The following is a 25,697-nucleotide window of genomic DNA, read 5'->3' as shown; positions in this document are numbered from 1 at the left end:
TGGGGAATTTTGCAAAGGTCTCGGCCTTTTATTTCATTTGCTTTGAGAATCAATCAAGCAAGATTATTTTTCAGCTTCTTCAAAGCCGACGACTTCTAAGCCGAAGCCGGTAAGGCCGGTGAAGGATGAAGGCTGGCCGAGGACGCGCAGTTTTTTGACGTTGAGGCCGGCGAGGATTTGTGCGCCTATGCCGTAGCTTTTGCTGTCCCATTTGTAGGCTTGGTTTGCGCCTTTGGGCAGGGTGCGGTCGAGCAGGGTGGCGCCGTCTTCGGTACGGTGCAGGAGGATGACTACGCCGCTTTCGGCTTGTTGGATGCGCTCAAGGGCTTTAGGCAATGACCATGAATGGCGTGGATTGGCTTGGATGAAGTCCATGACGCTGAAGGGCTCGTGGACGCGGACGAGGGTTTCTTCGTCGGTGGTTGGTGTGCCTTTGACGAGGGCGAGGTGGGTTTCGCCGGAAAGTTTGTCGACGTAAACGTGTTGTTGGAACTCGCCCCACGGGGTTTGTACGGGTGCGTTGCCCATGTCTTCGAGCAGGCTTTCGGTACGGCTGCGGTATTCGATGAGGTCGGTAATGGTGCCGATTTTGAGGTTGTGTTCTTCGGCGAACTTCATCAGTTCGGGCATACGCGCCATGGTACCGTCGTCGTTGATGATTTCGCAGATGACGGCGGCGGGAATCAGGCCGTTCATTTGTGCCAGGTCAACGCCGGCTTCGGTGTGTCCGGCGCGGACGAGTACGCCGCCTTTTTGGGCGCGCAGTGGGAAGATGTGGCCGGGTTGGACGATGTCTTCTGGTTTGGCGGATGGGGAAACGGCGGTTTGAATGGTCAGGGCGCGGTCGGCGGCGGAAATGCCGGTGGTAATGCCGTGGGCGGCTTCGATAGAGACGGTAAAGTTGGTGCCGTATTGCGCGCCGTTTTTCTGGGTCATCATAGGCAGGCCGAGTTTTTCGACCATTTCGCCGTCCATCGGCAGGCAGACCAGGCCGCGCGCGTTTTTGATCATGAAGTTGATGGCTTCGGGGGTAACGAATTGGGCGGCCATCAGCAAGTCGCCTTCGTTTTCGCGGTCTTCGGCATCGGTGATGATGACCATTTTGCCGGCTTTGATGTCTGCTAGGATTTCGGGGATGGTGGAGATGTGGGACATGGTATTTCTTTCTTGGCTGATGGTGGGGGTGTGGCGGTCTTGGTGGTCTTGATCCAGCCACATGTCGGGCATATTGGCTGCCTGCTCGATTTTTCGGGCTTTTTTCTCGCCGAAAGATTTGTTTTTCAGTAGGGCGGACAGCTCGCCTTGGTTGATGGCGATGGCTTGGGCAAACTTGGTCTGCTGGCCGTTGTGGTGTTGTGTTATCCATTGCCGCAGGTTGTGGCGGCGCAGGTCGGTGGTATTCATGATGAGATGAAATTGAATTGTGTGTAATGGATTGTAGTCTTGTCTTTACCAAAAGGCAAACTTTATTCGTTGAGATTTTTTTATTACTTTTTGGTAATAAGTTTTAATGTTTCAGACGGCCTGGGTATGGCTTGAAATTGACGGTTTTGGGAGAATATGGGGAATGTTTTGATGATTATTTTAACGGGGGATGTTTGAAATGAAAATGCTTGGGCGCGGATTGGTCGTGCTGGTGTTGTGTGCGCTGACGGCTGCGGGCGGCTGGTTTTATGCCCTGCATGGTCAGAACGAAGAACATCAGGTTTTGTCCCGTGAGGGGGTTTTGATGCAGATTAAGCAGATGAACCGCTTGGAAAGTACGGCATTTTATATCGATACGATTATCCGTACGGAGAAAAAAGGGGATTGGCGCAGGCTGTGGCAGGACTCGCAAAGCGGTATTTTTATTGTGCGCGGCAAGGTGTTGGCCGGTTTGGATTTGGACAAGTTAGGCGCGGACAATGTCAATATTGTGGACGACAAGGTATTGATTAGCCTGCCGGCGGTGGAAATCTTGAGCGTGGATTTGGAAAATATCGAAGTGTACGATATTCAGACCGGCTCGTTTAATTTGCTGCCTATGGATAAGTCTGTATTTAAGACGGTGCAGGAAGAGGCGAGACGGCAGGTATTGCAAAGCGCGTGTAAGGCTGAGATTTTGGAACATGCCAACCGTCAGGCGCAAACGCAGTTGGAAAACCTGTTTGCATTGACGCAGACGAAGGTGTCGGTGTATCCGGCTGCGGTAGGGAAGTGCGGTTAAATAGATTGCTTGAAAAGATAAGGCCGTCTGAAAAATTTTCAGACGGCCTTTGTTTCATCAAGCCATTAACCGCGTTGTAAAACGGCGGTATTGATGTATTTTTGAATACCGGTGGCAATGGCTTGGGCGCATTGCTGGCGGAAGGATTCGCTGCCAAGCAGCCGCTCTTCGGTAGGGTTGGAGAGGAAGGCGGTTTCCACCAAAATGGACGGAACATCCGGCGCACGGAGGACGGCGAAGTTGGCTTCGTCAACACGGCCTTTATGCAGTTGGTTGAGTTTGCCCAATTCAGTCAGGACGGAATGGCCAAGCTTGCGGCTGTCGCGCAGGGTTGCGGTTTGGGTCATATCCAAAATGGCGTTGTCGACATTGGGGTTGCCGCTGGTTTGTACGCCGCCGATGGCGTCGGCGTTGTTTTGGGTTTGGGCAAGGAATTTTGCCGCCGAGCTGGTCGCGCCTTTGGTATTGAGCATATATACGCCGGTACCGCGAGCGGACGGGCTGGTAAAGGCATCGGCGTGGATGGATACGAATACGTCGGCATTGCGTGCACGGCCTTTGGCAACGCGTACGCCCAATGGGATAAAGATGTCTTCGTTGCGCGTCATAAATACGTTGTAACCCAAGGCTTCGAGGCGTTTTTTGGTTTCGCGTGCGATGGAGAGTACGACGTTTTTTTCTTTGAGGCCGCTCGGGCCGATTGCGCCGGGGTCTTCGCCGCCATGACCGGGGTCGATCATAATCACGGGACGGCGGTTGCCGCCGCTGCCGCGATTGCTTTTAGGGGCAGGGGTGTCGTATGCGATATTGGTATTCGGACGTTGTTTGGGGACATTGCCGTTGAGTAAGGCCATCATCGGGTCGTTGGCATCTGCGCCGTGCGGATAGAGGTCGATAACCAGGCGGTTTCTGAAGTTACCGACGGGTGCGAGCGCAAAGACTTGCGGATGGGTGCTTTGTTTGAGGTCGATGACGATACGCACGGTATTGGGCGTATTTTGACCGGCGCGAATGCTGCGGATAAAAGGGTCGTTAGACAGCACTTTGCTGGAAATGCCTTGCAGGACGCTGTTGATTTCCGCTCCTTGAATATCTACAACCAACCGGCTGGGGTTGTCCAACATAAAATGTTGGTATTTCATCGAGTGGTTGCTCTCAAGGGTAACGCGTGTGTAGGCGTTCGCCGGCCAAATGCGGACGGCAAGGAATTGCGCAGGAGAGGCCGGTTTGGCCAATGCGGCACCAACGGGCGTGAGGGTGAGAAATAGTCCTGTGCCTTGACGGAGAATGTGTCTTCTAGTTAATTTGACCATGATTCTAAACTTTTTCGGCCTTGGTTTGTGTGGGCGGAAAAGGTGCAGGTTCTGCCCTTATCGGTGTACGTCAATGTAATGGTAATGTCTGCCGGAGGCGTGAATTCCCCACCTTGCTGCGGCCATTCGATGAGGCAGATGCTGTCGGGCGCAAACAATTCGTCCAAACCGGCATCTTCCCATTCCTCGGGCATGGTAAAGCGGTAGAGGTCGAAATGGTGGAGGGTGAATGTATCCAGCGGATAAGATTCGACAATGGTGTAAGTCGGGCTTTTGACTGCGCCCGTATGTCCAAGTCCGCGCAAAATCCCGCGTGTCAGCGTGGTTTTGCCTGCACCCAGCCCGCCTTCAAGATAGATGGTCAGCGGAGCGGAAAGCTGCTTGCTCCATTCTTCACCCAGTTTCAGGGTTGCTTCTTCATCGGGCAGAAAACGGGTGTACAGTCCGTTTGAGTGCATGGAATAGGCCTTGTCGTTCAAAAGGCTTAATTATGATGGAATTGGCGGCGTTTGCAAACCTGATAGACGATAAAGTTAGATAAAGATAGTGTTGAGGCCGTCTGAAAACGGAATTCAGACGGCCTTTAATGTTAGAATGAAAATATCCCTCACAATATTGCGAGACAACTTATGCCTTTATCCATAGACGAACAATTATTGCCGCACCGCAATGCCATCGACAGCATCGATGCGGAAATCCTCCGTTTGCTCAACGAGCGCGCCGGGCATGCGCATGCTATCGGCGAATTGAAAGGGACAGGCGCGGTGTACCGTCCTGAACGGGAAGTGGCCGTTTTGCGCCGGATTCAGGATTTGAACCGCGGCCCTTTGCCTGATGAATCGGTCACTCGGCTGTTTCGCGAGATTATGAGCGAATGTTTGGCGGTAGAGCGTCCGCTGACGATTGCCTATTTGGGCCCGAAGGGAACATTCACCCAGCAAGCCGCCATCAAACATTTCGGCCACGCCGCACACACCATGGCGTGTACCACCATCGACAACTGCTTCAAACAAGTTGAAACGCGTCAAGCCGATTATTTGGTGGCACCGGTAGAAAATTCGACCGAGGGCTCGGTGGGGCGAACTTTGGACTTGTTGGCCGTAACTGCGTTGAAAGCCTGCGGCGAAGTGGTTGTCCGCATTCATCACAACCTGTTGCGTAAAGACAGCCACGAAATCGGCGGCATTACCAAAGTTTTCGCCCATGCCCAAGCCTTGGCGCAATGCAATGACTGGCTTGGCCGCAACCTGCCCAATGCCGAACGTATCGCCGTAGCCAGCAATGCCGAAGCAGCGCGTTTGGTTGCCGAATCTGACAGCCCGAATGTGGCCGCCATTGCCGGACGTATTGCCGCGGAAATTTATCAGTTGAGCTTTGCCGCCGAGTGTATCGAAGACGAGCCAAACAATACCACGCGCTTCTTGGTGATGGGCCATCAAGAAACCGGCCGCAGCGGCAACGACAAAACCTCTTTGGTCGTCTCCGCACCCAACCGTGCCGGTGCCGTTACTTCTTTGTTGCAACCCTTCACCGAGTTGGGTATTTCTATGACCAAATTTGAAAGCCGCCCAAGTAAATCGGTTTTGTGGGAATACCTGTTTTTCATCGATATCGAAGGCCATCAAAGCGATGAAAATGTCCAAAAAGCCTTGCAGCTTTTGGGCGAACGAGCTTCCTTCGTGAAAGTTGTCGGCTCTTATCCGACCGTTGTTTTGTAAGGATTATTGGGCATCAAAGGCCGTCTGAAAAGTTTTCAGACGGCCTAAATCATATTCTCGATAGTTGCCATTTATGCAACATCATTGGCAGATTAATGTCAGTAAGTTTGCATGATTGGAAATGAACACTCTATAATCCGAACGTTTTTAATATTTTCATGCAAAGAAAGGAGCAAGCCATGACACGCAATACTTCAATCCGCTCAATCACATTCTTTGCAGCCCAAGCGTCGGTCTGACTTTCGGATAACGCTTTTCGCATTCCATGTCACCCGCTTCGGGCTGCTTTCCCTACGATTATCGGCTAGAAGCCAGGCCGTCTTAACATTTCGCAGACGGTGGATACCTATTGTCATCTGTTGACGGTTTCTATCCGTTTTAAAGAAAGCATAAACACATGGGCAATTATCCCCATCATATTCAAATTATTGCCGATTCAAATACATGGATTGAAGGCAACGCTGTTGCACAGCTCGAAACCACCGCTCAATTACCGCATATGTTGCGCGTTGCCGGAATGCCGGATTTACACGCAGGGCGCGGTTATCCGGTTGGCGCGGCATTTTTCAGCGACCGTCATTTTTATCCTGCCCTGATTGGGAACGACATCGGTTGCGGCATGGCGTTTTGGCAGACCGATTTACGCGCAGCCAAACTCAAACCGGCCAAACTCGCCAAACAGCTGGGCAATATCGATACACCGTTGGACAAAGACGAACAGGTTGATTTATTAGGCGATGCTGTCGATATGCGCCAATTTTCAGACGGCCTTGCCGTAGGTACGATTGGCGGTGGCAACCATTTTGCCGAGTTGCAAACCGTTGATACCGTTTATCGCGCCGATCTGCTTCCGCCCGATTTTGATGAAAACCATCTGCAACTGTTGGTGCATAGCGGTTCGCGCGGATTGGGCCAGCAGATTTTGCAACGCCATATTACCGCCTTTGGGCATCAAGGTTTGGCGGAAGAGGGCGAAGCGGCGGCAGCCTATCTTGCCGAACACCAAGCAGCCCTTGAATTTGCCAGCCTTAACCGCCGTTTGATTGCGGCCAGAATGCTTGACCGTTGGTGCTCAGAAGGAACATGCCTGCTCGACGTCCATCATAATTTTTTGGAACAAACCGAGATTGACGGCACAACCGGTTGGCTGCACCGAAAAGGCGCAACGCCCACCGATAAAGGCTTGGTCATGATACCCGGCTCGCGCGGCGATTACAGCTATCTGGTCCAACCTGCAGAAGACTGCCAAATTTCGTTGAATACCTTGGCTCACGGCGCAGGTCGGAAATGGCAGCGCGGCGAATGCAAAGGCAGGCTGTCGCACAAATACACTGCCGACAGCCTGCGCCAGACCGAATTTGGCAGCGTAGTCGTTTGTCAGGATAAGGCCTTGATTTTTGAAGAAGCGCCACAGGCTTATAAAAGCATCGACAGCGTTATTGCCGCCATGAAAAACGCAGGTTTGATTGAATTGGTCGCGCGGTTCAAGCCTGTTTTGACTTATAAAACCGGTGGCGAGTGTGGAGTGTAAAGATGAAACAGAATACACCATTGATTTATCTGCAAATTTCCACCGCGCAAGGGCCGGCAGAGTGCCGTATATTTGCCCGTTTCGTCTTAGGTAAATTACTTGCCGAAGCTCAAGCAAAAGGTATTGATGCCGAACTTGTTACTGAAATCGCCGATAAGCACGGCATTTTGTCGGCAACGCTCAAATTGGAAGGGCAGAAAGCCGAAAGTTTGGCGCAAACTTGGCAGGGAACGCTCCAATGGATATGCCCCAGCCCTGTCCGCCCGAAACATCCGCGCAAAAATTGGTATATAGGCGTTTTCCGTTTGCCCGATATGCCGCAGATGTATGAAATGCCGTCTGAAAACGGAATCGAGTTTCAAACCTGTCGTTCGGGCGGCAAGGGTGGGCAACACGTCAATAAAACCGAAAGCGCCGTCCGCGCTACCCATAAAGAAAGCGGCATTTCCGTGCGGGTCGAGAGCGAACGCAGCCAGCACGCCAATAAAAAATTGGCGGTAATGTTATTGGCGCAAAAGCTGGCGGAGCATCATGCCGGACAAGCTGGAAGTTTTGCGCAGGACCAGCACGCGCAACTCTATCAAGTTGAGCGCGGCAATCCGAAAAGGACGTTTGTCGGAGCTATTTTTAAGGAGAAGTAATTTGCCTGTCGGATAAACAGGCATAGTGAAAACATAAACCAAAGGCCGTCTGAAAATGTTCAGACGGCCTTTTATCGTTTTATCGATTAGCGTTCGCTTAACGCTTGTTTCATACGTGTAATTGGTTTGATCAGATATTGGAAGATGGTTTTTTCACCGGTTTTGATGTCTACCGTTGCGACCATGCCCGGAATAATCGGCATAGGTTTGCCGTTTTTGTCTTTCAGGGAGTTGTTTTCGGTTTGGACGAGAACACGGTAATAGACTTGGTTCGGGTCGAGTTTCAGGTCGTTGGCACGGTTTTGCATGGAGTTGCTGACGGTATCGGCGCCGACGAGGGTAACTTTGCCTTCCAAACCGCCGTAGATGGAGTAGTCGTATGCGCTGACTTTAACCAATGCAGGTTGGCCTGCACGGATAAAGGCGATGTCTTGCGGACGGATATAGGCTTCGACCAGCAGTTTGTCGTCAACCGGGACGATTTGCATGATGTCTTCGCCTGCATTTACAACGCCGCCGATGGTGGTGACTTTTATGCCTTTGACGATGCCGCGCATAGGCGCGCGGATTTGCGAGCGTTCAACCGGGTCGGCACGCATGGCAACATTTTCTTTGGATTGCGCCAGCTCGGATTCGGCTTGCAAGAGTTCGTTGTTGGCATCGGCTTTGTAGCGGTTGCGGCGTTCGGAGATTTGGGTGGCCAAGTCTGCGGAATCGCGGCGCATTCTTAAAAGTTCGACTTCGGAAACCACGCCTTCGGCAACCATAGGTGCGGTAATGGCGATTTCGCGGTCAAGTGCGGCCTTGCTTTGGGAAAGGCCGCTGACGGCGTCGGTCATGGCTTGACGGCGTGCTTTGTAGGCGGCGATTTCGCGACGGCGAAGCTCAGGACCCACGCTGTCAGGGAAGGAAAGCTTGGTGCCGTAGGCTTCGGCTTTAAGGCGGGCAACAGTGGCTTCGAGGTTTTCGACTTTGGCTTCGCTTTCGCGCAAAACGGCGGAGCTGCGTGTGTCGTCGAGTTTCATTAGAATCTGATCTTTCTCGACCATATCGCCTTCTTTAACCATGATTTCGGTTACGATGCCGGGATCCAGGCTTTGGATTACTTGCTCACGGCTGCTGGGAATGATATTGCCGTTGCCACGGGTCACTTCTTCGACAGGGCTGTTGTAAGCCCAAATAACGAAGACAATCATCAGAATAAAAAACAGGATGATGACAATAAACTGGCCACTGTGTTTTTCTTTTTGAAGGGCGGCGTTGAGGTCGTTGATGAGGTGTAGGTCTTTGGATTTGACGTTGTTTTCGCGGCTCATAATCGTGTATCTTTATTGTGTTTGGTGGATTTTAACCATTAGGGCAGGCCGTCTGAAAGAGTAAGTAGGTTTCAGACGGCCTTTTGCTTTATTGTGCTGCCGATTGAGGGGCTGCGGCAGCTTGTTGTTGCTGCTGTTTGACTGCAGCAGCTTGTTGCTGTTGTTGTTTAACGTTGGCTGCTTTGGCCTGTTCGTTTTGCATGAGTTTTTGCAATACCAGGTCACGCGGGCCGTCCATCACGACTTTACCATTGTCCATCACAATGATGCGGTTGACGATTTGCAGCACTTGCGGACGGTGGGTCACCAAAAGCATGGTGCGGTTGCGGCCCCATTGTGCAATGGCATTGAGCGCCATACGCTCAGTGGCTTGGTCCAGGCTGGTGGTCGGCTCGTCCAGCAAGACGACTTTCGGGTTGCGCAAGGTCATGCGCGCCAAGGCGATGATTTGTTTTTGACCGCCGGACAAGCCCAAACCGTCTTCACCCAGAGGCATATCCAAACCGCGTGGATGGTTGCGGATGATTTTGTCGAGGCCGAAGCGGTTGAGCGCAGTCAGTAAGTCTTGGTCGGTAGAATAGCTGCCGGTACGCGCCAAGTCCATATTTTCACGCAATGTGCCGAGGAACAGGCGTGGCGATTGGCTCAACAGCAGGACTTGATCGCGCAGGAAGTTGGGGTCAAGCTGGCGCATATCGACGCCGTCAAGGGTAACGTTGCCTTTTTCAGTGTCGTACAGACCGCTGGCCAGTTTGAGCATGGTGCTTTTACCACTGCCGATACGGCCCAAAATACCGACTTTTTCGCCCGGTTTGATGGTCAGGCGCAAGTCTTCGACAGCGCTGTTGTTGTCGGCTTGATATTTGAACGATACGTTTTCAAAGGTAATATTGCCTTGTACGTTGTCCAAAGTAATGTATTTGCGTTCCGGATTACGCTCGATAGGGCGGGTAACGATATCGTTTACGCCTTTGAGGGCAAGTTTGGCCTGTTGGAAGCGGGTCGCCAGACCGGCGATTTGTGCCAACGGCGCCAAGGCGCGGCCGGACAGAATCACGGAGGCAATCAATGCACCCATGGTGATGCGTTCCGCATGGTTGTCGGCATGAATCAGATAGGTGCCGACGACGACCAAAAAGACGGTATTGAGCTGCTGCATGGCAACGGCGAAGTTGACCATGAAGTTGCTGGTGTCTTTGACTTTGATGGAGGAAGCGGAAGTTTTGGCGGTGTATTCGTCCCAACGTTGTTGCGCCCAAGATGTGGCGTTGTTGGTTTTCAGGGTTTCGATGCCTTCGATGGCTTCAACGGCAAGGCCGGAGCGTTGCGAACCTTCTTTCATCGATTCGTTGATGTGGCGAGAGAGCGGGCGTTGTACGACAAAACCGACAATCACGACAATCGGAATGATGGTTAGGGGAACGAGTGCCAGTTTGCCGCCGACCATGGAAATCACGAAGATAAACAGCAACAGGAAAGGCAAGTCGACAATAGTCAACAAGCTGGCACTGGTCATGAACTCTCGCACGGCTTCAAATTCGCGTAAATTGCTGGCGTATGAACCGGAAGAAGCTGGACGGTCTGCCAGACGCAATGCCATCACGCGGCGGAACAGGGCGGAGCTGATGATCAGGTCGGCTTTTTTACCGGCAATATCGGTCAAATGACCGCGAATCATCTTGGCGGCAAACTCAAACAAAATCGCCAAGACCACGCCGATGCTCAAAACCCACAAGGTTTCATAGGCTTGGTTGGGAATCACGCGGTCGTACACGTTCATCACATACAGGGAGCTGACGAGTGCAAGGAAGTTGATGATGATGGTGGCCAAGATGACTTGGTAGTAGTAGCTGCGGAAACGCCAAATGACTTTCCAAAACCATGCTTTGGGCAAATGGTATTCAGGCAGCTCCGAGCGCATATCAGTCGCCATTTTGGGTTTGATAAACCAGCAGTAACCCAAATACAGGCCGGAGAGCTGTTCGTGGCTGAGTTCTTGTTCCAAACCGTCCACCTGGCGGATATGGTATTTACGCTCTTGGCCGGAGCCTTCGATTTGGGTGATGACCGCTGCCTCTTCGTTGTGCAGGATAATCATGACCGGCACGGCGAGTGAGGGGATGTCTTCCAGATTGCGTTTGGATAAGGTGTTTTCAAAGCCGTGGCTGCGCAGGACTTCGACCAGCGAGTGATAGTTGACCTTGAGCTTTTTGTCGCGCACGACTTCGGCGGACAAGGCGGCTTCGGATACGGGCGCACCCAAAAGGCGGGTCACTAAAACGATGTGTTCAATGATGGCTTTCATATTTTTTCGCGTAATGTTTTTGGTTTAACCGGCGGATATGGCTTTATTTTTGTGCCAAACCGACCCAAGCGGAGATCTTGGCCTGGGTATTTAAATAGTCGAGCGCTGCATCGCGGAAATCGTTGCGGGCGGCAACATAATCCTGCTCGATGGAGGATAATTCGCTGTATGCGCTCAAAACGTCGGTCAGCGTACGTCGGGCGATTTTAAACTGCAATTCGTACACCTTGATGACTTCTTTTTGGGCGGCGATGTGTTGCGCCGTCAGCGCGGTACGCTGTTCGCTTTCCTGCATATCGATGGCGGATGTTTGAACGCGTTCGTTCATGTCGCGCAGGATTTGTTCGGACTTGGCTTCTGCGGCAATCAATGATTTGGCATTGCGTTCCACATTGTGTCGTGCGGCAATATCCAACACATTCCATGCAACGTTTAAATAAAGCTGTCTGGTGTTACGCGTCGCACTGCCTTCCAAATTGAGGGCAGGCAGGCGTTCGGCTTTGGAAGCGTCCAAATCGGCACGGACGCTGTCGCGTTCGGCCAATTGCGCCTGATAGGATGGATTGTTGTTGCGGTTGGGGTTGTTGAAGCGTTCGCTGATGGATTTCGCCGTGTCGTTTTTAAACGGATCTTCCAAATCGTTGGCAGTCAGCTGGCGAGAGGTATAGCGGGACAGGCGGCTCAGGGCCAAATCCATGGTGCGGCGTTGTTGGGCAATAATGTTTGCCACTTGCAGTTGGCGCGCGCGCGCTTCAATCAGCTCGGAACGGCGGCCGGCATCATATTTGACGATGGTGTCTAAGTCTTTTAAGAGGTTGTTGTGGCGCGCCAAAGTCTGTTCGTTGAGGATCAGGGTTTCTTTTGCACGCAATGCGCTCAGATAAAGGCGACCAATATCGCTGCCCAGCTGCTCTTGGCTTTCGGTGTATTTGTGTTGATAGTATTCTTCGCGGCTGCGGTCGCGGCGGACGGCGGCCTCAATCGCACCCCATGAGTAGATGTTCACGCTGCCGCGCACGCCAACACCGTCTTCCATGTCGTTGCTGGAATATTTATTGTGTTGCGCCAGCACTTTCGTGCCGGTCAGGGTCACGACAGGATAATGGCGCGCACGCGTGGCTTTGGTCGTGCTTTGCGCTGCTTCTTGAGTGGCTTTGGCTTCACGCACAATCGGGTCGCTGATTAAAGCGTCCCTGAGGATGTCTTGCAGGCTGTATGCAGAGGCCGTCTGAAAGGGCAACAGACAGCAGGCGACGGCAACGGCCGATGACAATAAACGGGGCTTTGTGGGGGAAGAATAAATATGCGACATGATTTCTAACCAAATAATTTATATATTATCGTTGTCCGTATCGGGTATCGCCTGAGGCATGACGGGGCGAATTTTGAACGAGAACACATACATTTACAAAGCATAAAGCATTTTTGCCAGCTTTTCACAATATTCTGATAAAAGGTCGAGATACATGCCTTAAAGTATATTATTGCAGAGCGCGACTATCGTATCTAATGATTTTAATGTAAAAAATTTATCAAAAAGGCCGTCTGAAAGGATTTCAGACGGCCTTTTTCAACCTTAATCCTTACGTTGCAATACAGCGGCAAAGAAGCCGTCGGTTTGGTGTTCTCCGGAGTTGAGGCGCAGGTATTTTCCGGTATCCAAATCAATCTTCAGGCTTTGCAGCAGTTCGGCGCAGTTGACGAGTTCAAATTCGGGATGTTCGGACAGGAAACGTTCGACTTGCAACTCGTTTTCTTCCGGCAACACGCTGCAGGTGGCGTAAACCAAGCGGCCTTGCGGTTTCACCAGTTTGGAGGCGGCATCGAGGATGTTGTGTTGTTGTTCTAAAAGGTTGGCCACGGTCTCGGCTGATTGGCGGTATTTGAGGTCTGGATTGCGGCGTAAAGTACCCAAACCGGAGCAGGGTGCGTCCACCAACACACGGTCGGCTTTGCCTGCCAGTCGGGCAATACGGGTGTCGTGTTCGCTGCTGATGCGTTCGGGGTGGATGTTGGTCAGTCCGGCGCGGGTCATGCGCGGTTTGAGGTTGGCAAGGCGTTTTTCGGCGATGTCGAAGGCGTAGATTCTGCCTTTGTTGGCCATTTGCGCGCCGACAGCCAAGGTTTTACCGCCGGCGCCGGCACAGAAATCGACAATGATTTCGCCTCGTTTCGCGCCCACCAATAAGGCAAGCAGCTGGCTGCCTTCGTCTTGGACTTCCAGCGTACCGTCCAAAAACAGTTCGTGTTTGTTAAGCGCGATTTTGTTTTTCAGGCGGATGCCCCAAGGCGAATAAGGCGTGGCTTCTGCATCGGCACTTTCGGTTTGCAACAATGGCAGCACTTTATCGCGTTTGCCTTTCAAGGTGTTGACGCGGATGTCGAGCGGGGCAGGTTGGTTGATGCTGCGGCCGAAGGCGAGAATTTCTTCTTCGCTCCAATGCTGTTGCAGCTGTTTCACCAGCCATTGCGGCAATTCTGCGGCGGTATTCAGGCCGTCTGAAAACTCGGTTTTACGGGCTTTCAAATTGCCGAGGAACTCTGTTTCTTCTTCATCAAGCAGGTCTTTGATTTGGCTGATGTTGGTGCTTCTGCCGAGAACCAGTGCGGCGAGTGCGGCTTTGCGCGGCTGCGCGTGCGGACGGCGCAGGGCAGTACTGATTTTTTGATAGTGGCGCAGCGCGGCAAAGGCAGTTTCGGCGATTTCGTGGCGGTCTTGGCGGCCGAGCTTTTTGTGTTCGCGGAAATAGGCGGAGAGGACGGCATCGGAAGGCTGTTTGAAAGTCAGCATTTCAGCCAAAACTTTGGCGGTATGGTCGAGTTGTGCGGCGTTCATAATGTAATGGGTTCTCTTAAAGTTGGTAAATGGTTTCAGACGGCCTTCATGATGCGTTCGATTTCGTGCCAAAAGCCGTCCGGCCGTAATTCCAAAACGGCAATCAAGCCTTGGTCGATACGGCGGATTTCGGTTTCGTTCAATGTTTCGGTTTCAGCGACACGTGCAGGCGCGAGGTAGGTCATACGGTCGAGCAGATGGTAGCGAGCTTCTTGGCGTTCAAACCCGTACTCCGCCCAATCTTGAATATAGACGCCGCGCCAGCCGTATGGATTAAGCAGCGGCTCAAAAGCATGGAAACCTTGTGGAAAAAATCCGATGCCGCGCACGATGGAAGCAGGAAGCGGATTCTCCGGCAGGGCTTGTGCGGTTAAGGTCGATTTGCCTTGCGGCGTATGCAGCAGTTTGGATTGCTGCACCAGTTTGGCGGCTTTGTCCGTCAGCGTGTCTTTAGGATTAAGGCCGCGCAGGTTTTGCACTTGGTCTCCGCCGTAGTATTTACACGCCAGCTCGATGTGGTAGGGCTTTTGATTAAGCGAAACGACAAAATCCGCAGCCCCTAAAGTTTGGCCGTCTGAAAAAACGGGCAGATTGTATGCGTGCAGTTCGGCGTGCGGTGCGTTGGCAAACCAAAAAGCCAGCAGCTCTTCGGCATAAATGCCGAGACGGTGGCCGAATGGGGCGCGTTGGACAAGGTGTTCCTTCAGTGGAGCGGGATCGGCGTCCAATGCCAAAAGGTAGCGGAAACCGTGTTCCCCCAATAGTTCGCGCACGCTCAATTCGCAACCGCTTTGCCACAAAGGCGGCGCAGTCAGCAGCGAGGCGAGGTCGCGGACGGGTTGGCTGGTGAGTTTCCACCATAATGCGTCTAGGGAGTAATTCATGCTTATCCGAATATCAGTCATGCCGTCTGAAAAGCTGGAAATGTGTTTCAGACGGCCTTAATCAGTCTTTTTTATGGATACGGTGGCTGACGGTATTGAAAAAACCGCGCAGGATATCGATGTCTTCGGTTTGCGTGTTGGCGCGTCCGAACAGGCTCTGCATACGGCGCATCAGGCGCTCGCCGTTGCGGCGGTTGAAAAAGCCGATGTCGTTCATCACGCTTTCCATGTGGGCGACCATGCCTTTGATTTGCTCGTGGGTTGCGGCGTGGTCTTCCTGTTGAAGGTGGGTCATGGGCGAATCGGTTTGGCTGAAGATTTCGTAGCACACGACCTGTACGGCTTGGGCGAGGTTGAGCGAGAAATAGTCGGGATTGCCGTTGATGGTCATCAGTCGGTTGCAGGCTTGGACTTCTTCGATGCTCAAGCCGAAAGTTTCGTTGCCGAAAACCAGCGCCACTTTCTCGCCGCGGTTGGCAGCTTGCAGTAATTCGGGCACCAAATCGCGTGGGGTTTGCAGCGGCGCGGTGATTTCGCGGCGGCGGCTGGTCAGGGCGCAGGCGATGGTGGTGTCGGCAAGGGCTTCGTCCAAAGAAGCGGCAATGGTGGCATTTTCCAAAACGTCTACCGCGCCGGAAGCGAGGATGAAGCTTTCTTCCGGTAATTTAAACGATTGCGGATGCTCCGGATCGAACACGGGCGGATTTTCCGTCATCGGCGTTGCCATCAGATTGGGGGCGACGATGGTTAATTTGTGCAGGCCCATTGTTTTCATGGCGCGCGCGGCGGAGCCGATATTGGCGGGATGGCTGGTGCGCGTGAGGATGATGCGGATGTTGTTCAGATAAGCGGGCAGGGCGGGTTTTTCGGAAGTCATGTTTTGTTTTCTGTTTGTACGGGAATCAGGTATAATGCGCCATCTTTTTGTTTTCAGACGGCCTTTTTCCATGCCGTCTGAAATGTTCTTTAACAGCATCGGAAACGATTAACAGTCTCTTGTGTGCCTTGTTCGGCGCATTAGGGCGTATTTTACCTGAATTAGGAAGAAAACCATGAATCCGTTTTTAAATACCGCTTTCAAAGCCGCCCGTAAAGCAGGGCAAATGATGATTCGCGCCGCCGGCAATCTGGATGCCGTCAAAGTAGACAGCAAAGCATTCAACGACTTCGTTTCCGATGTTGACCGCAGCTCCGAAATGATTTTGGTGGAAGCGCTTAAAGAAGCCTATCCGCATCACAAAATCACTTGTGAAGAAGGCGGCTCCCACGGTAAAGCCACTGCCGAGTACGAATGGATTATTGATCCGCTCGACGGCACAACCAATTTCCTCCACGGCCATCCCCAATACGCTATCTCTATGGCACTCCTGCACAAAGGCGTGTTGCAAGAAGCTTTGGTGTACGCACCTGAGCGCAACGACGTATACATGGCTTCCCGTGGCAAAGGCGCGTTGCTCAACGACCGCCGTATCCGCGTTTCCAACCGCATCGAATTGAACCGCTGCCTGATCGGTACCGGCTTCCCTGTTGTCGATCAAAGCATGATGGACAAGTATCTGGCGATTTTGAAAGATTTCTTGGCCAAAACCGCCGGCGGCCGTCGTGAAGGCGCGGCTTCTTTGGATTTGTGTGCCGTTGCGGCCGGCCGTTTGGACGGTTTCTTCGAGTTCAACCTCAAACCTTGGGATATTGCCGCCGGTGCATTGATTGTCCAAGAAGCAGGCGGAATCGTTACCGATATGTCCGGTGATGAAGGCTGGTTGGAAAGCGGCGACATCGTTGCAGCCAATCCTAAAGTATTGGCACAAATGCTGAAAATTATTTCTGACCATCAATAAGAGTTTGTAAGGAACGGTCTGTATTTATCATGGCAGGCCATGTTCTCAATAATCGGTAAAAGGCCGTCTGAAACCTGAAATAGGGTTTCAGACGGCCTTTTGTTTTGTTGTTAACGGATTTGGATAAAAGCTAAAAAAATATAGCTTTTAAAGGAAGCATTTTTAATTTTGTCTGTATTTTCTATTGCTACGCAGTTATGATGTAGATACGTTTGGCTGAAATAATGCCGCATGCAATCATAAAAATAGAAAGCAGAGGAGAATAATGAAACGAGATTTTGAAGCAGTAAAACGCATTGTCATTAAGATTGGAACCAGCTCTTTGGTGTTGCCAAACGGCAAAATCAATTTGGCAAAAATCGACCAATTGGCCTTTGTCATTTCCAGCTTGGTCAGTAAGGGTAAAGAAATTGTGTTGGTGTCTTCCGGCGCGATGGGCTTCGGGCTGAATGTCCTCAACATGGAAAAACGTCCGGTGGAAATGGCGCAGCAGCAGGCTGTTTCCAGCGTCGGCCAAGTGGCCATGATGAGCCTTTACTCGCAGATTTTTTCCCATTATCGAATGACGGTATCGCAAATCCTGCTGACGCGTGATGTGGTCGAATATCCGGAAAGTTTGGCAAACGTCACCAATGCTTTTGAATCCCTGCTTTCCATCAGCGTTATCCCCATTGTCAATGAGAACGATGCGGTCAGCGTGGACGAGATGGATCATGCGACCAAATTTGGCGATAACGACCGTTTGTCGGCAGTTGTGGCGAAAATTGTTAAAGCCGATTTGCTGATTATGTTGTCCGATATCGACGGTTTGTTTGATAAAAATCCGGCCGTTCATGCCGATGCCAAGCTGCGCAGCCATGTGGCCGATATTACAGAGGAAATTATTGCTTCTGCCGGCGGATCGGGCAGTAAGTTTGGTACGGGCGGCATGCTCAGTAAAATTAAGAGCGCGCAGATGATGTTTGAACATCACGGCCAGATGGTATTGATGAACAGCGCCAATCCGCGCGATATTCTTCAGGTTTTAGATGGCGCGCCTATCGGAACGTGGTTTGCACAAGAGAAATAGGGAGGTTTTATGAGCTATATCGAACAGTTGGGCAAGAATGCTCAAAAAGCCAGTAAAACGTTAATCAGCTTGGGAAGCGTGGAAAAAAACAATCTGCTGCGTCAGGTTGCGGCGGCTTTGGTTGAACAGGCTGAGATGATTTTGTCGGAAAATGCCCGCGATTTGGCCGCTGCAAAAGAAAACGGCATTTCGGACATTATGCTCGACAGGCTGCGCTTGAATCATGAACGCATCAAAGGCATTGCGGAAGGCGTTGAACAGGTTGCCGATTTACAGGACCCGATTGGGCAAGTTGTCCGCGGTTATACCAATTTGGACGGTTTGAAGATTGTTCAAAAACGCGTGCCTTTGGGTGTGGTCGCCATGATTTTTGAAAGCCGCCCGAATGTTTCAGTCGATGCGTTTTCTCTGGCCTTTAAAACCGGCAATGCCATTATTTTGCGCGGCGGTCGCGATGCCATCCATTCCAATACCGCATTGATTGCCGTCATCAGGCAGACTTTGGTACAAGCGGGAATGGATGCCGATGTGGTGCAGCTGGTCGAAGATACCAGTCATGCCGCCGCCGAGGAATTGATGCAGGCAGTCGATTATATTGATGTACTGATTCCGCGCGGCGGCGCGCGCTTGATTCAGACGGTGAAAGAGAAATCGAAAGTTCCCGTCATTGAAACCGGAGTCGGTAATTGCCATATTTATGTGGACGACAGTGCCGATTTGGAGATGGCGGTCGATATCGTCGTGAACGCCAAAACGCAGCGTCCGAGCGTGTGCAATGCCGCGGAGTCTTTGGTTGTCCACGAAAAGATAGCGGAAGCGTTTTTGCCCAAACTGGAAGAAGCCGTTGCCAAAGTGCATCCGGTCGAATTTAGAGCCGATCAGGAAGCATTGCGTATGTTTAAAAATGCTGTTTTGGCAACCGAGGAAGATTACAGTACCGAGTTTCTTGACTATATTATGTCGGTCAAAATAGTGAAAACAGTGGAAGAAGCCGTCGATTGGATTAACGGCCACACGACGCATCACTCGGAAGCGATTGTGACCCAAAGCATTGCCCATGCCGAATTTTTCCAAGAAAGCATTGATGCGGCGGCGGTTTATGTCAATGCGTCCACTCGGTTTACCGACGGCTTTGTTTTCGGATTGGGTGCAGAAATTGGTATTTCCACCCAAAAAATGCACGCCCGCGGCCCGATGGGTTTGGAAGCGCTGACTTCGAGCAAATTCTATATCAACGGCAACGGTCAGATCCGACGTTGAGAAACGCCCCCTCAACTCCATCAATTTGCGTATAATGGCGGAAATTTGATTTTCCCCGAACAACCGATTTAGTAAAAGGAACACACATGTCCTCTATCCACGATCAAATCAAAGAAGTTGTAACCACCCACCGCGTCGTATTGTTCATGAAAGGTACGAAGCAGTTCCCACAATGCGGTTTCTCTTCCCGTGCCGTACAAATCCTGAATGCGGCAGGTTGCACCGACTATGTGACTGTCAACGTATTGGAAAACGATGCCGTACGTCAAGGCATTAAAGAATACAGCGACTGGCCGACTATTCCTCAATTGTACGTCAACGGCGAATTTGTCGGCGGTTCTGACATTTTGATGGAAATGTACGAAGCCGGCGAACTGCAAGAATTGCTGAAAGCTTAATCATCTACAATATTCCGTAATGTAAAATTGTTGACAAAGGCCGTCTGAAACCCTGATTCAGACGGCCTTTCGCACGAAACATACCCTTTCCGCCATTCGTGAAAAAAAGTATAATTCACTCCGTCAACGAAACTCGGAAATACAGAAAATGAACGTTACCGTCATCAATCATCCCCTCGTCCGCCACAAACTGACTTTGATGCGCGAGGCAGAATGCAGCACCTACAAATTCCGCACGCTCACTACCGAGCTGGCACGCCTGATGGCATATGAAGCCAGCCGCGACTTTGAAACCGAAAAATACATCATTGACGGTTGGTGTGGCTCCATCGAAGGCGACCGCATCAAAGGCAAAACCTTGACCGTTGTCCCTATTTTGCGTGCCGGTTTGGGTATGCTCGACGGCGTACTCGACCTGATTCCTACCGCTAAAATCAGCGTTGTCGGCTTGCAGCGCGATGAAGAAACGCTGAAACCGGTTTCTTACTTTGAGAAATTCGTTGACAGTATGGCCGAGCGTCCCGCCCTGATTATCGACCCGATGTTGGCGACCGGCGGCTCTATGGTTGCGACCATCGACCTTTTGAAAGCTAAAGGTTGCCGTAACATTAAAGCATTGGTATTGGTTGCCGCTCCGGAAGGTGTGAAAGCTGTCAATGACGCGCATCCTGATGTAACCATCTACACTGCCGCGCTCGACAGCCACTTGAACGAACACGGCTACATCATCCCAGGCTTGGGCGATGCCGGCGATAAGATTTTCGGTACACGTTAATTGAAATGTTTAAGGCCGTCTGAAAAGTGTCAAACATCAACTTTCAGACGGCTTTGTTATATGGTTTGCTTTAAAATCCACATCAGAAAGGACAATCATGAGCTTCCAAGATAATCTGGCCACCATGCCTGCCATCGACCATTTGAGCGGCTTGGATATTCTCGATAAAGAGGGCAATGTGGTTCATCACATTCCCAATGCGCCCGGCAAACAAGGCTCGCTCAAGCTTTATCATGCTTTGGCGCAAGAGTTTGACGGCAAGCTGGACGCAGCGGCAGCAGAACGCGGCCTGGCATGGTTTGCCGAACATGTTGCCGATGCCGAAGCCAATCCGGGCAAGCATCCGAATATTGATTTGCTGTTTAAAGTAAAGGCTGACAATATCAGCCTGACTCTGAAACCCTTGGCTGCTTAATGAATACAAAAAAGGCCGTCTGAAAACAAGTTTCAGACGGCCTTTTTATATGCTTAAAGCCTTAAGCGATAGAAGCTTCAACGAATGCAGTCAGTTGGCCTTTAGCCAATGCGCCGACTTTGGTTGCAACGTTTTTGCCGTTTTTGAACACCATCAGGGTAGGGATGCCGCGAACGCCGAATTTGGCAGGAGTGACTTCATTTTCGTCGATGTTGATTTTAACGACTTTCAGACGGCCTTGGAATTCGGATGCGATGTCGTCCAAGATTGGGGCAATCATTTTGCAAGGGCCGCACCATGGTGCCCAAAAGTCCAGCAATACAGGTACGTCGGATTTCAAAACGTCTTGTTCGAAGCTGGCATCGCTGGCGTGGATAATCAATTCGCTGCTCATGTTTGTTTCCTTTTAAATCGGGATTAATAAATATGTTGTTCAGGATAGTGGCAGACAGGGAAAATTTCAAGTGCCGCCACCCGGTAATAGTTTTTTTGAAATGTGCCTATCGTAATCCTTAAAGATTCAGACGGCCTCTTGAACCATGTGGCCGGAGTGTGCAATCAAATGGCGCGTATAGTCGCTGCTTGGATTGGCAAACACGTTTTCGCATTCGCCTTCCTCAACGACTTTGCCGTCTTTCAACACCATCACGCGGTGAGAAATGGCGCGGATGACGGCAAGGTCGTGGCTGATGATGATGAAGGCGAGGCCGTATTCTTTTTGCAGGCTGCTGAGCAATTCAAGGATTTGTTGTTGCCATTGGACATCAAGCGCGCTGGTTGGTTCATCCAATACGAGGATTTTTGGGCGGACAATGATGGCGCGGGCGATGGCGAGGCGTTGGCGCTGGCCGCCGGAGAATGCGTGCGGATAGCGTTCGAGGGCGTCTTCGGGCAGGCCGACTTGTTTGAGGACTTCTTGAACGCGGCGGCACATTTCTTCACGCGGCATACTTGGCTCGTGAACGCGCAAGGCTTCGGAAACGGTATCAAAGACGTTCATGCGCGGATTGAATGCGCCGAACGGGTCTTGGAACACCATTTGGATTTCGCGTCTCAATTCGCGTTTCCATGGCTCGCCGTTGACAATCAGACTGCCTTCGGAATCGATAAGGTGCATAACGGCTTTCGCCAGCGTGGTTTTGCCGCAACCACTTTCGCCGATGATGCCTAAGGTTTCGCCGGATTTGAGATCGAAAGAAATGGGGTTGAGAATGGTTTTGTCGCGTTTCTTAAACCAACCGTCTGATTCTTTGACGGAGAAGGCGATTTGTTCGGCCTTAAGGACGGTGGCAGGATTTTCAGGCAAGGGGGCGACGCGTCGCGTTGTGCCGGCGTTGAGCAGCATTTTGGTGTATTCATGCTGCGGATTGGCGAAGACTTCGGTTGCTTTGCCGGTTTCGAGAATACGGCCGTTGCGCATAACGGCGACATCGTCGGCAAAACGGCGCACAAGGTTTAAGTCGTGCGTAATGTAGAGCATGGTCATGCCGTGTTCTTCCTGCAGGCGTGAGAGCAGGTCGAGAATTTGGGCTTGAACGGCAACGTCCAAAGCGGTGGTCGGCTCGTCGGCAATCAGGAGCTTGGGCTGGGCTGATACGGCCATGGCAATCATGGCGCGTTGGCGTTGACCGCCGGAAAGTTGGAAAGGATAGGCCTGGGCTTTTTGCTCAGGCTGGTGGATGCCGGTTTCGTCCAGGAGTTCGATAGCGCGCGCCCATGCCTGTTTTTTATCCAAACCCAAATGCAGGGACAGGACTTCGGCGATTTGTTCGCCGACACGCATGACGGGGTTGAGGGCGGTCATGGGTTCTTGAAACACCATGCCGATTTCGCGGCCGCGCAGTTTTTGCAGGGCGCGTTCGGGCTGGATCAGCAGATCGGTTCCGCAATATTTCAGACTGCCTTCAAAGGTAACCATCGGATTGAGGCGCATAATGCCTTGCGACAATACGGTTTTGCCGCTGCCACTCTCGCCGACCAATGCCAGTTTGCGGCCGGGTTGCAAGGTCAGGTTGATATCGTGCAGGACTTGCTTGCTCGGAAAGGAGCCGTTTAGGTTTTCGATTTCTAGTATAGGTGTCGTCATGGTCGTGGCCGTCTGAAAAGTTTGTTTATGACAGGTTTTCAGACGGCCTGCATGAATCAAGGGGCCGTCTGAAACAGCGGTTTAGTCTTGAAACTGTTCTTTGAGTTTGCGTTTTAACACTTTGCCGGTGGCATTGCGTGGCAGCTCGTCTTGGAAGATGACTTGTTTAGGGATTTTAAAGTTTGCCAACAGGCTGCGCAGGTGGTTGCGGACTTCGGCTTCTTCCAGTTTCATGCCTTCTTTGAGTTGGATAAAGGCAATGATTTCTTCATCGGCGTATTGGTCTTTCACGCCGATTACGGCGGCGGCTTCCACGGCATCGAGTTTGTAAATGGCTTCTTCGATTTCGCGCGGATAGACGTTTTGGCCTTTGGAGATAATTAGGTCTTTTTTACGGTCGACGATGAAGATAAAGCCGTCTTCGTCTATGGTGACGAAGTCGCCGGTTTTCAGCCAACCGTTGACAATGGTTTCATCTGTGGCGTCAGGCATATTGAGGTAGCCTTGCATTACTGAGCCGCCTTTGATGATGAGTTCGCCTACTTCGCCGCGCGGCACTTCGATCAATTCGTCATCGACGGCTTTCACGGTTAAGCCTGGCAGGGCGACGCCGACGCTGGCGGTTTTTTGGCGCTCAGGCGTATTGACGGCCACAACGGGCGAGCATTCGCTCAAGCCGTAGCCTTCCAGCAGCTTGGCGCGTGGGAATTTGGCTTTGAAGTCGTCAATGGTTTGTTCGGCCAAAGGTGCGCCGCCGCTGATAAACAGACGAACGCGGTTGAACCATCTGAAATACCAAGGGATTTTGGCTTTGCTCATGGCGGTGTAAATAGCCGGTACGCCGAGGAAAATGGTAGCGCGTTTGAGCAAAACCTGTTTCAACACGTTGGAGAACGGGAAGACGGATTTGACCAAAATAATCGAGCAGGCTTGATATATCGGCAGCAAAACCATGGCAGTCAGCGTAAAGCTGTGGAACATGGGCAAGAAGACGACGAAGCGGTCTTTTTGCGAAATTTGGAAAATTTGTTCGATGCCCGAAAGGTTGGAAAATAGATTGCTATAACTGATTAATGCGCCTTTGGGATGGCCGGTTGTGCCAGAGGTGTAGATAATGTGCGCCAAATCGTTGGCAGACGGCTGACGGCTTAGATTCGGCTTGCCGGGGAATGTACGCGCGGCATCGAAATAGCTGTCATCGCCACTGGCGGCTTTGGTTTCGCCAATCCAGATGATTTTATTGACTTTGGTTTTGGCTTTGATGTTTTTGAGTTCTTTGGCCAACGGCGCAGAGGCGAACATAAAGCGTGCGCCGCAGTCATTAAGGATGTAGGAAAATTCTTCGCTTTTCAAAAAGACATTGAGTGGGACGGCTACCGCACCGATGGAAGTAATGGCGAAATAGGCGGCAATAAATTCGGGAGAGTTGGAAACGACAAGGGCGACCCTGTCGCCATATTGTACGCCTTGGTGTTGCAGATAGGCGGCGACGGTTTCTACTTCGCGTTTGAGGGAGGAATAGCTGATTTTTTCTTTGTCGTTGAAAATGACTGTGCCTTTACCGTTTTTTTGGCAGGCTGCAGTCAGCATAGCGTAAAAATTAGGGTGGGTGTGCATTTCGGAGTTTGTGTCCATATTGTGTCGATTGATGTACGGTTTCGATGAACCGTTTATTTCGAAGGATAGGTTTTACATCCTATCGGTAAAATAAGCAAGAGGCCGTCTGAAAATACTTTCAGACGGCCTTGAGCTTTGCTGGGCTTAGGAAAGCAATATTTTGAATTTAAACTTATTTATTGTGTTGATGAGAAAATTCCCATTCTTCAAAAGTCTGGCCGTTCGGAGGATAGCGCAAGCCGATTGCGTTTCTGTCTCAAGCCATTTTGAGTTTACCGTTGAGTTTGAGGCAGAATCCTGATGACGGATTGGCAGAGCCAATGTTTAGAGACTTTGAGACCTAGCCATTGTTCAGACGGCCATCGGGTACTTTGTTAAACAGGCGATAGAAATTGTCGCTGGTGTTTTGTGCCAATGTTTCCAAGCTCTCGCCGCGCAGATTGGCTAAGAACTCGGCTGTATAGCGGACGTAGGAAGGCTCGTTTTGTTTGCCGCGTTTGGGAACCGGTGCGAGGAAAGGTGCATCGGTTTCTACCAAGATTCTATCGGCTGGGACGTATTTGGCGGCTTCCTGTATCAGCGGCGCGTTTTTAAACGTTACAATGCCGGAGAAGGAGATATACATGCCCAAATCCAAAGCGGCTTTGGCAAAGGCAATGTCTTCAGAGAAGCAGTGAATCACGCCGGAGTTGGTGTGGCACTCTTTCAAAATCCGCAAGGTATCTTCGGCCGCATCGCGCGTGTGGACGATAACGGGCAGGCCGCTTTCGTTGGCAGCTTGGATATGGTCGGCAAAGCGTTGATGTTGCCATGACAAATCGCCTTTGCACCAGTAATAGTCCAAACCGGTTTCGCCGATACCGACGATTTTCGGATGTTTGGCCGCCTCTACCATTTCGGCAATGGTAAATTCTTCCGCTTCTTGGCTGTCGGGATGTATGCCGATGGTGCAGTAGATGTGGTCGTTTGCCTGAGCAATGTCGAAGACTTCGGCAAAACTTTGTTTACTGACGCTGATGGCAAGCGCCTGCTTTACGCTTTGCGCTTCCATATTGGCAAAGACTTCGGGCAGGCGGTCTTTTAAGCCGTCAAAGTTGAGATGGCAATGTGAATCGATTAAATACATGGTATTACAGGGTAAAAGTAGTGCGGTCGCTGCGCAGGCGCGGGCCAAGCTCGGCTTCGATCAGGTTCTTTGCCTGCAGGCAGCTTTCGTGTTCGGAGAATGCAAGGCCCACGCCTTTGGGGCGGTGGGCTGAAGTGCGCGCCGGATTGATCCAAACGACTTTGGTTGGCAGGAAGCGTTTGGGATAGTCGGCGATTTCTACGGCCAAGAGGATGTCTTCGCCTAGGGAGAATACGTCATCGGTCGGTACGAACAGGCCGCCGTGTTCTAAAAACGGCATATAGCAGTTGTACAACAAATTGGGGTCTTTGAGTTGCAAAGCCAACATCTTCGCCGGAATGTCTTTTTTATTCATCATTTATT

Annotated in this window: 24 protein-coding genes; 10 read left to right on the top strand and 14 right to left on the bottom strand. The window is 51.4% G+C overall.

Annotated features, from left to right (window positions below; translation table 11 throughout):
- Positions 1-63 precede the first annotated feature (63 nt).
- A complete protein-coding gene (gene ribBA, locus HMPREF2700_RS03975) occupies positions 64-1,407 on the bottom strand; it encodes a bifunctional 3,4-dihydroxy-2-butanone-4-phosphate synthase/GTP cyclohydrolase II (protein WP_210389852.1) in 1,344 nt (447 codons plus the stop codon).
- Positions 1,408-1,603: 196 nt separating this feature from the next.
- Between ribBA and HMPREF2700_RS03970 the strand changes: the two genes are divergently transcribed.
- A complete protein-coding gene (locus HMPREF2700_RS03970; RefSeq protein ID WP_049351216.1) occupies positions 1,604-2,206 on the top strand; it encodes a DUF4230 domain-containing protein in 603 nt (200 codons plus the stop codon).
- 65 nt (positions 2,207-2,271) lie between these two features.
- Here the strand turns inward: HMPREF2700_RS03970 and HMPREF2700_RS03965 are convergent, their stop codons facing one another.
- Both HMPREF2700_RS03965 and tsaE read right to left on the bottom strand, forming a co-directional pair.
- Positions 2,272-3,519 (bottom strand): N-acetylmuramoyl-L-alanine amidase, encoded by a 1,248-nt coding sequence (locus tag HMPREF2700_RS03965; protein ID WP_070590326.1) that lies wholly within the window; start codon positions 3,517-3,519, stop codon positions 2,272-2,274.
- Positions 3,507-3,977, bottom strand: coding sequence for a tRNA (adenosine(37)-N6)-threonylcarbamoyltransferase complex ATPase subunit type 1 TsaE (tsaE, locus tag HMPREF2700_RS03960; RefSeq protein WP_063076419.1), 471 nt, complete (start codon positions 3,975-3,977; stop codon positions 3,507-3,509). The genes HMPREF2700_RS03965 and tsaE overlap by 13 nt, the downstream gene beginning before the upstream one ends.
- A gap of 171 nt (positions 3,978-4,148) precedes the next feature.
- On the opposite strand from tsaE, the gene pheA reads away from it, so the two are divergent.
- From pheA to prfH, 3 genes are all read left to right on the top strand, one after another.
- Positions 4,149-5,237, top strand: a complete 1,089-nt coding sequence (gene pheA, locus HMPREF2700_RS03955; protein ID WP_049323519.1) for a prephenate dehydratase — start codon at positions 4,149-4,151, stop codon at positions 5,235-5,237.
- Positions 5,238-5,634: 397 nt separating this feature from the next.
- The gene (locus HMPREF2700_RS03950) at positions 5,635-6,768 is read left to right on the top strand and encodes an RNA ligase RtcB family protein (protein ID WP_070590324.1); all 1,134 of its coding nucleotides are present in this window, start codon (positions 5,635-5,637) and stop codon (positions 6,766-6,768) included.
- A 2-nt stretch (positions 6,769-6,770) separates the two neighbouring features.
- On the top strand, positions 6,771-7,409 hold the full coding sequence (gene prfH / locus HMPREF2700_RS03945; RefSeq protein ID WP_083303945.1) for a peptide chain release factor H: 639 nt from the start codon (positions 6,771-6,773) through the stop codon (positions 7,407-7,409).
- An 86-nt stretch (positions 7,410-7,495) separates the two neighbouring features.
- On the opposite strand, the gene HMPREF2700_RS03940 is transcribed toward prfH, so the two are convergent.
- From HMPREF2700_RS03940 to HMPREF2700_RS03915, 6 genes are all read right to left on the bottom strand, one after another.
- Positions 7,496-8,725 carry an HlyD family type I secretion periplasmic adaptor subunit gene (locus HMPREF2700_RS03940; protein ID WP_070590320.1) on the bottom strand — a complete coding sequence of 410 codons (1,230 nt, stop codon included), beginning with the start codon at positions 8,723-8,725 and terminating at the stop codon, positions 7,496-7,498.
- A gap of 88 nt (positions 8,726-8,813) precedes the next feature.
- Positions 8,814-11,030, bottom strand: coding sequence for a type I secretion system permease/ATPase (locus HMPREF2700_RS03935; RefSeq protein WP_049335557.1), 2,217 nt, complete (start codon positions 11,028-11,030; stop codon positions 8,814-8,816).
- A gap of 43 nt (positions 11,031-11,073) precedes the next feature.
- On the bottom strand, positions 11,074-12,303 hold the full coding sequence (locus HMPREF2700_RS03930) for a TolC family protein (RefSeq protein WP_070590335.1): 1,230 nt from the start codon (positions 12,301-12,303) through the stop codon (positions 11,074-11,076).
- A gap of 303 nt (positions 12,304-12,606) precedes the next feature.
- A complete protein-coding gene (locus HMPREF2700_RS03925) occupies positions 12,607-13,866 on the bottom strand; it encodes an RsmB/NOP family class I SAM-dependent RNA methyltransferase (protein WP_070590318.1) in 1,260 nt (419 codons plus the stop codon).
- A gap of 35 nt (positions 13,867-13,901) precedes the next feature.
- Complete coding sequence (locus HMPREF2700_RS03920; protein ID WP_070590315.1) at positions 13,902-14,771, bottom strand: DUF1853 family protein; 870 nt, start codon at positions 14,769-14,771, stop codon at positions 13,902-13,904.
- Between the two features lie 40 nt (positions 14,772-14,811).
- On the bottom strand, positions 14,812-15,627 hold the full coding sequence (locus HMPREF2700_RS03915; RefSeq protein ID WP_070590332.1) for an RNA methyltransferase: 816 nt from the start codon (positions 15,625-15,627) through the stop codon (positions 14,812-14,814).
- Positions 15,628-15,802: 175 nt separating this feature from the next.
- Between HMPREF2700_RS03915 and HMPREF2700_RS03910 the strand changes: the two genes are divergently transcribed.
- The 6 genes from HMPREF2700_RS03910 to HMPREF2700_RS03885 all read left to right on the top strand — a co-directional run bounded on the left by HMPREF2700_RS03910 (position 15,803) and on the right by HMPREF2700_RS03885 (position 20,505).
- On the top strand, positions 15,803-16,588 hold the full coding sequence (locus HMPREF2700_RS03910; RefSeq protein WP_036490235.1) for an inositol monophosphatase family protein: 786 nt from the start codon (positions 15,803-15,805) through the stop codon (positions 16,586-16,588).
- Between the two features lie 265 nt (positions 16,589-16,853).
- Entirely contained in the window at positions 16,854-17,657 is an 804-nt protein-coding gene (gene proB, locus HMPREF2700_RS03905; RefSeq protein ID WP_070590313.1) for a glutamate 5-kinase, read from the top strand.
- A 9-nt stretch (positions 17,658-17,666) separates the two neighbouring features.
- The gene (locus tag HMPREF2700_RS03900; RefSeq protein ID WP_070590310.1) at positions 17,667-18,917 is read left to right on the top strand and encodes a glutamate-5-semialdehyde dehydrogenase; all 1,251 of its coding nucleotides are present in this window, start codon (positions 17,667-17,669) and stop codon (positions 18,915-18,917) included.
- 86 nt (positions 18,918-19,003) lie between these two features.
- Entirely contained in the window at positions 19,004-19,315 is a 312-nt protein-coding gene (gene grxD / locus HMPREF2700_RS03895; protein ID WP_003681608.1) for a Grx4 family monothiol glutaredoxin, read from the top strand.
- Between the two features lie 148 nt (positions 19,316-19,463).
- Positions 19,464-20,090 (top strand): uracil phosphoribosyltransferase, encoded by a 627-nt coding sequence (upp, locus tag HMPREF2700_RS03890; protein WP_070590308.1) that lies wholly within the window; start codon positions 19,464-19,466, stop codon positions 20,088-20,090.
- Positions 20,091-20,187: 97 nt separating this feature from the next.
- Positions 20,188-20,505 (top strand): DUF2322 family protein, encoded by a 318-nt coding sequence (locus tag HMPREF2700_RS03885; protein WP_070590306.1) that lies wholly within the window; start codon positions 20,188-20,190, stop codon positions 20,503-20,505.
- Positions 20,506-20,566: 61 nt separating this feature from the next.
- Here the strand turns inward: HMPREF2700_RS03885 and trxA are convergent, their stop codons facing one another.
- The 5 genes from trxA to HMPREF2700_RS03860 form a co-directional block, all read right to left on the bottom strand.
- Positions 20,567-20,899 carry a thioredoxin TrxA gene (gene trxA, locus HMPREF2700_RS03880; protein WP_003682963.1) on the bottom strand — a complete coding sequence of 111 codons (333 nt, stop codon included), beginning with the start codon at positions 20,897-20,899 and terminating at the stop codon, positions 20,567-20,569.
- Positions 20,900-21,025: 126 nt separating this feature from the next.
- A complete protein-coding gene (locus HMPREF2700_RS03875; RefSeq protein WP_070590303.1) occupies positions 21,026-22,591 on the bottom strand; it encodes an ABC transporter ATP-binding protein in 1,566 nt (521 codons plus the stop codon).
- Positions 22,592-22,672: 81 nt separating this feature from the next.
- Complete coding sequence (locus tag HMPREF2700_RS03870) at positions 22,673-24,226, bottom strand: fatty acid--CoA ligase (RefSeq protein WP_070590299.1); 1,554 nt, start codon at positions 24,224-24,226, stop codon at positions 22,673-22,675.
- Positions 24,227-24,548: 322 nt separating this feature from the next.
- Positions 24,549-25,334 (bottom strand): TatD family hydrolase, encoded by a 786-nt coding sequence (locus tag HMPREF2700_RS03865; protein ID WP_070590296.1) that lies wholly within the window; start codon positions 25,332-25,334, stop codon positions 24,549-24,551.
- 4 nt (positions 25,335-25,338) lie between these two features.
- Positions 25,339-25,692 carry a PilZ domain-containing protein gene (locus HMPREF2700_RS03860; RefSeq protein WP_003682949.1) on the bottom strand — a complete coding sequence of 118 codons (354 nt, stop codon included), beginning with the start codon at positions 25,690-25,692 and terminating at the stop codon, positions 25,339-25,341.
- Positions 25,693-25,697: the final 5 nt, after the last annotated feature.

This window comes from Neisseria sp. HMSC068C04, from assembly GCF_001810105.1.
Classification (GTDB): Bacteria; Pseudomonadota; Gammaproteobacteria; order Burkholderiales; family Neisseriaceae; genus Neisseria; species Neisseria flavescens_B.
This window is presented reverse-complemented; position numbering and strand designations above follow the sequence as displayed.

Bases quoted from the DNA above. Each gene is read 5' to 3' on its own strand.
- HMPREF2700_RS03920 (WP_070590315.1), bottom strand. From the start codon at position 14,771: ATGACTGATATTCGGATAAGCATGAATTACTCCCTAGACGCATTATGG.
- HMPREF2700_RS03925 (WP_070590318.1), bottom strand. From the start codon at position 13,866: ATGAACGCCGCACAACTCGACCATACCGCCAAAGTTTTGGCTGAAATG.
- HMPREF2700_RS03940 (WP_070590320.1), bottom strand. From the start codon at position 8,725: ATGAGCCGCGAAAACAACGTCAAATCCAAAGACCTACACCTCATCAAC.
- HMPREF2700_RS03875 (WP_070590303.1), bottom strand. From the start codon at position 22,591: ATGACGACACCTATACTAGAAATCGAAAACCTAAACGGCTCCTTTCCG.
- grxD (WP_003681608.1), top strand. From the start codon at position 19,004: ATGTCCTCTATCCACGATCAAATCAAAGAAGTTGTAACCACCCACCGC.
- HMPREF2700_RS03865 (WP_070590296.1), bottom strand. From the start codon at position 25,334: ATGTATTTAATCGATTCACATTGCCATCTCAACTTTGACGGCTTAAAA.
- HMPREF2700_RS03970 (WP_049351216.1), top strand. From the start codon at position 1,604: ATGAAAATGCTTGGGCGCGGATTGGTCGTGCTGGTGTTGTGTGCGCTG.
- trxA (WP_003682963.1), bottom strand. From the start codon at position 20,899: ATGAGCAGCGAATTGATTATCCACGCCAGCGATGCCAGCTTCGAACAA.
- HMPREF2700_RS03965 (WP_070590326.1), bottom strand. From the start codon at position 3,519: ATGGTCAAATTAACTAGAAGACACATTCTCCGTCAAGGCACAGGACTA.
- tsaE (WP_063076419.1), bottom strand. From the start codon at position 3,977: ATGCACTCAAACGGACTGTACACCCGTTTTCTGCCCGATGAAGAAGCA.
- upp (WP_070590308.1), top strand. From the start codon at position 19,464: ATGAACGTTACCGTCATCAATCATCCCCTCGTCCGCCACAAACTGACT.
- HMPREF2700_RS03935 (WP_049335557.1), bottom strand. From the start codon at position 11,030: ATGAAAGCCATCATTGAACACATCGTTTTAGTGACCCGCCTTTTGGGT.
- HMPREF2700_RS03860 (WP_003682949.1), bottom strand. From the start codon at position 25,692: ATGATGAATAAAAAAGACATTCCGGCGAAGATGTTGGCTTTGCAACTC.
- HMPREF2700_RS03915 (WP_070590332.1), bottom strand. From the start codon at position 15,627: ATGACTTCCGAAAAACCCGCCCTGCCCGCTTATCTGAACAACATCCGC.
- HMPREF2700_RS03885 (WP_070590306.1), top strand. From the start codon at position 20,188: ATGAGCTTCCAAGATAATCTGGCCACCATGCCTGCCATCGACCATTTG.
- proB (WP_070590313.1), top strand. From the start codon at position 16,854: ATGAAACGAGATTTTGAAGCAGTAAAACGCATTGTCATTAAGATTGGA.
- HMPREF2700_RS03870 (WP_070590299.1), bottom strand. From the start codon at position 24,226: ATGGACACAAACTCCGAAATGCACACCCACCCTAATTTTTACGCTATG.
- pheA (WP_049323519.1), top strand. From the start codon at position 4,149: ATGCCTTTATCCATAGACGAACAATTATTGCCGCACCGCAATGCCATC.
- HMPREF2700_RS03900 (WP_070590310.1), top strand. From the start codon at position 17,667: ATGAGCTATATCGAACAGTTGGGCAAGAATGCTCAAAAAGCCAGTAAA.
- prfH (WP_083303945.1), top strand. From the start codon at position 6,771: ATGAAACAGAATACACCATTGATTTATCTGCAAATTTCCACCGCGCAA.
- HMPREF2700_RS03910 (WP_036490235.1), top strand. From the start codon at position 15,803: ATGAATCCGTTTTTAAATACCGCTTTCAAAGCCGCCCGTAAAGCAGGG.
- HMPREF2700_RS03950 (WP_070590324.1), top strand. From the start codon at position 5,635: ATGGGCAATTATCCCCATCATATTCAAATTATTGCCGATTCAAATACA.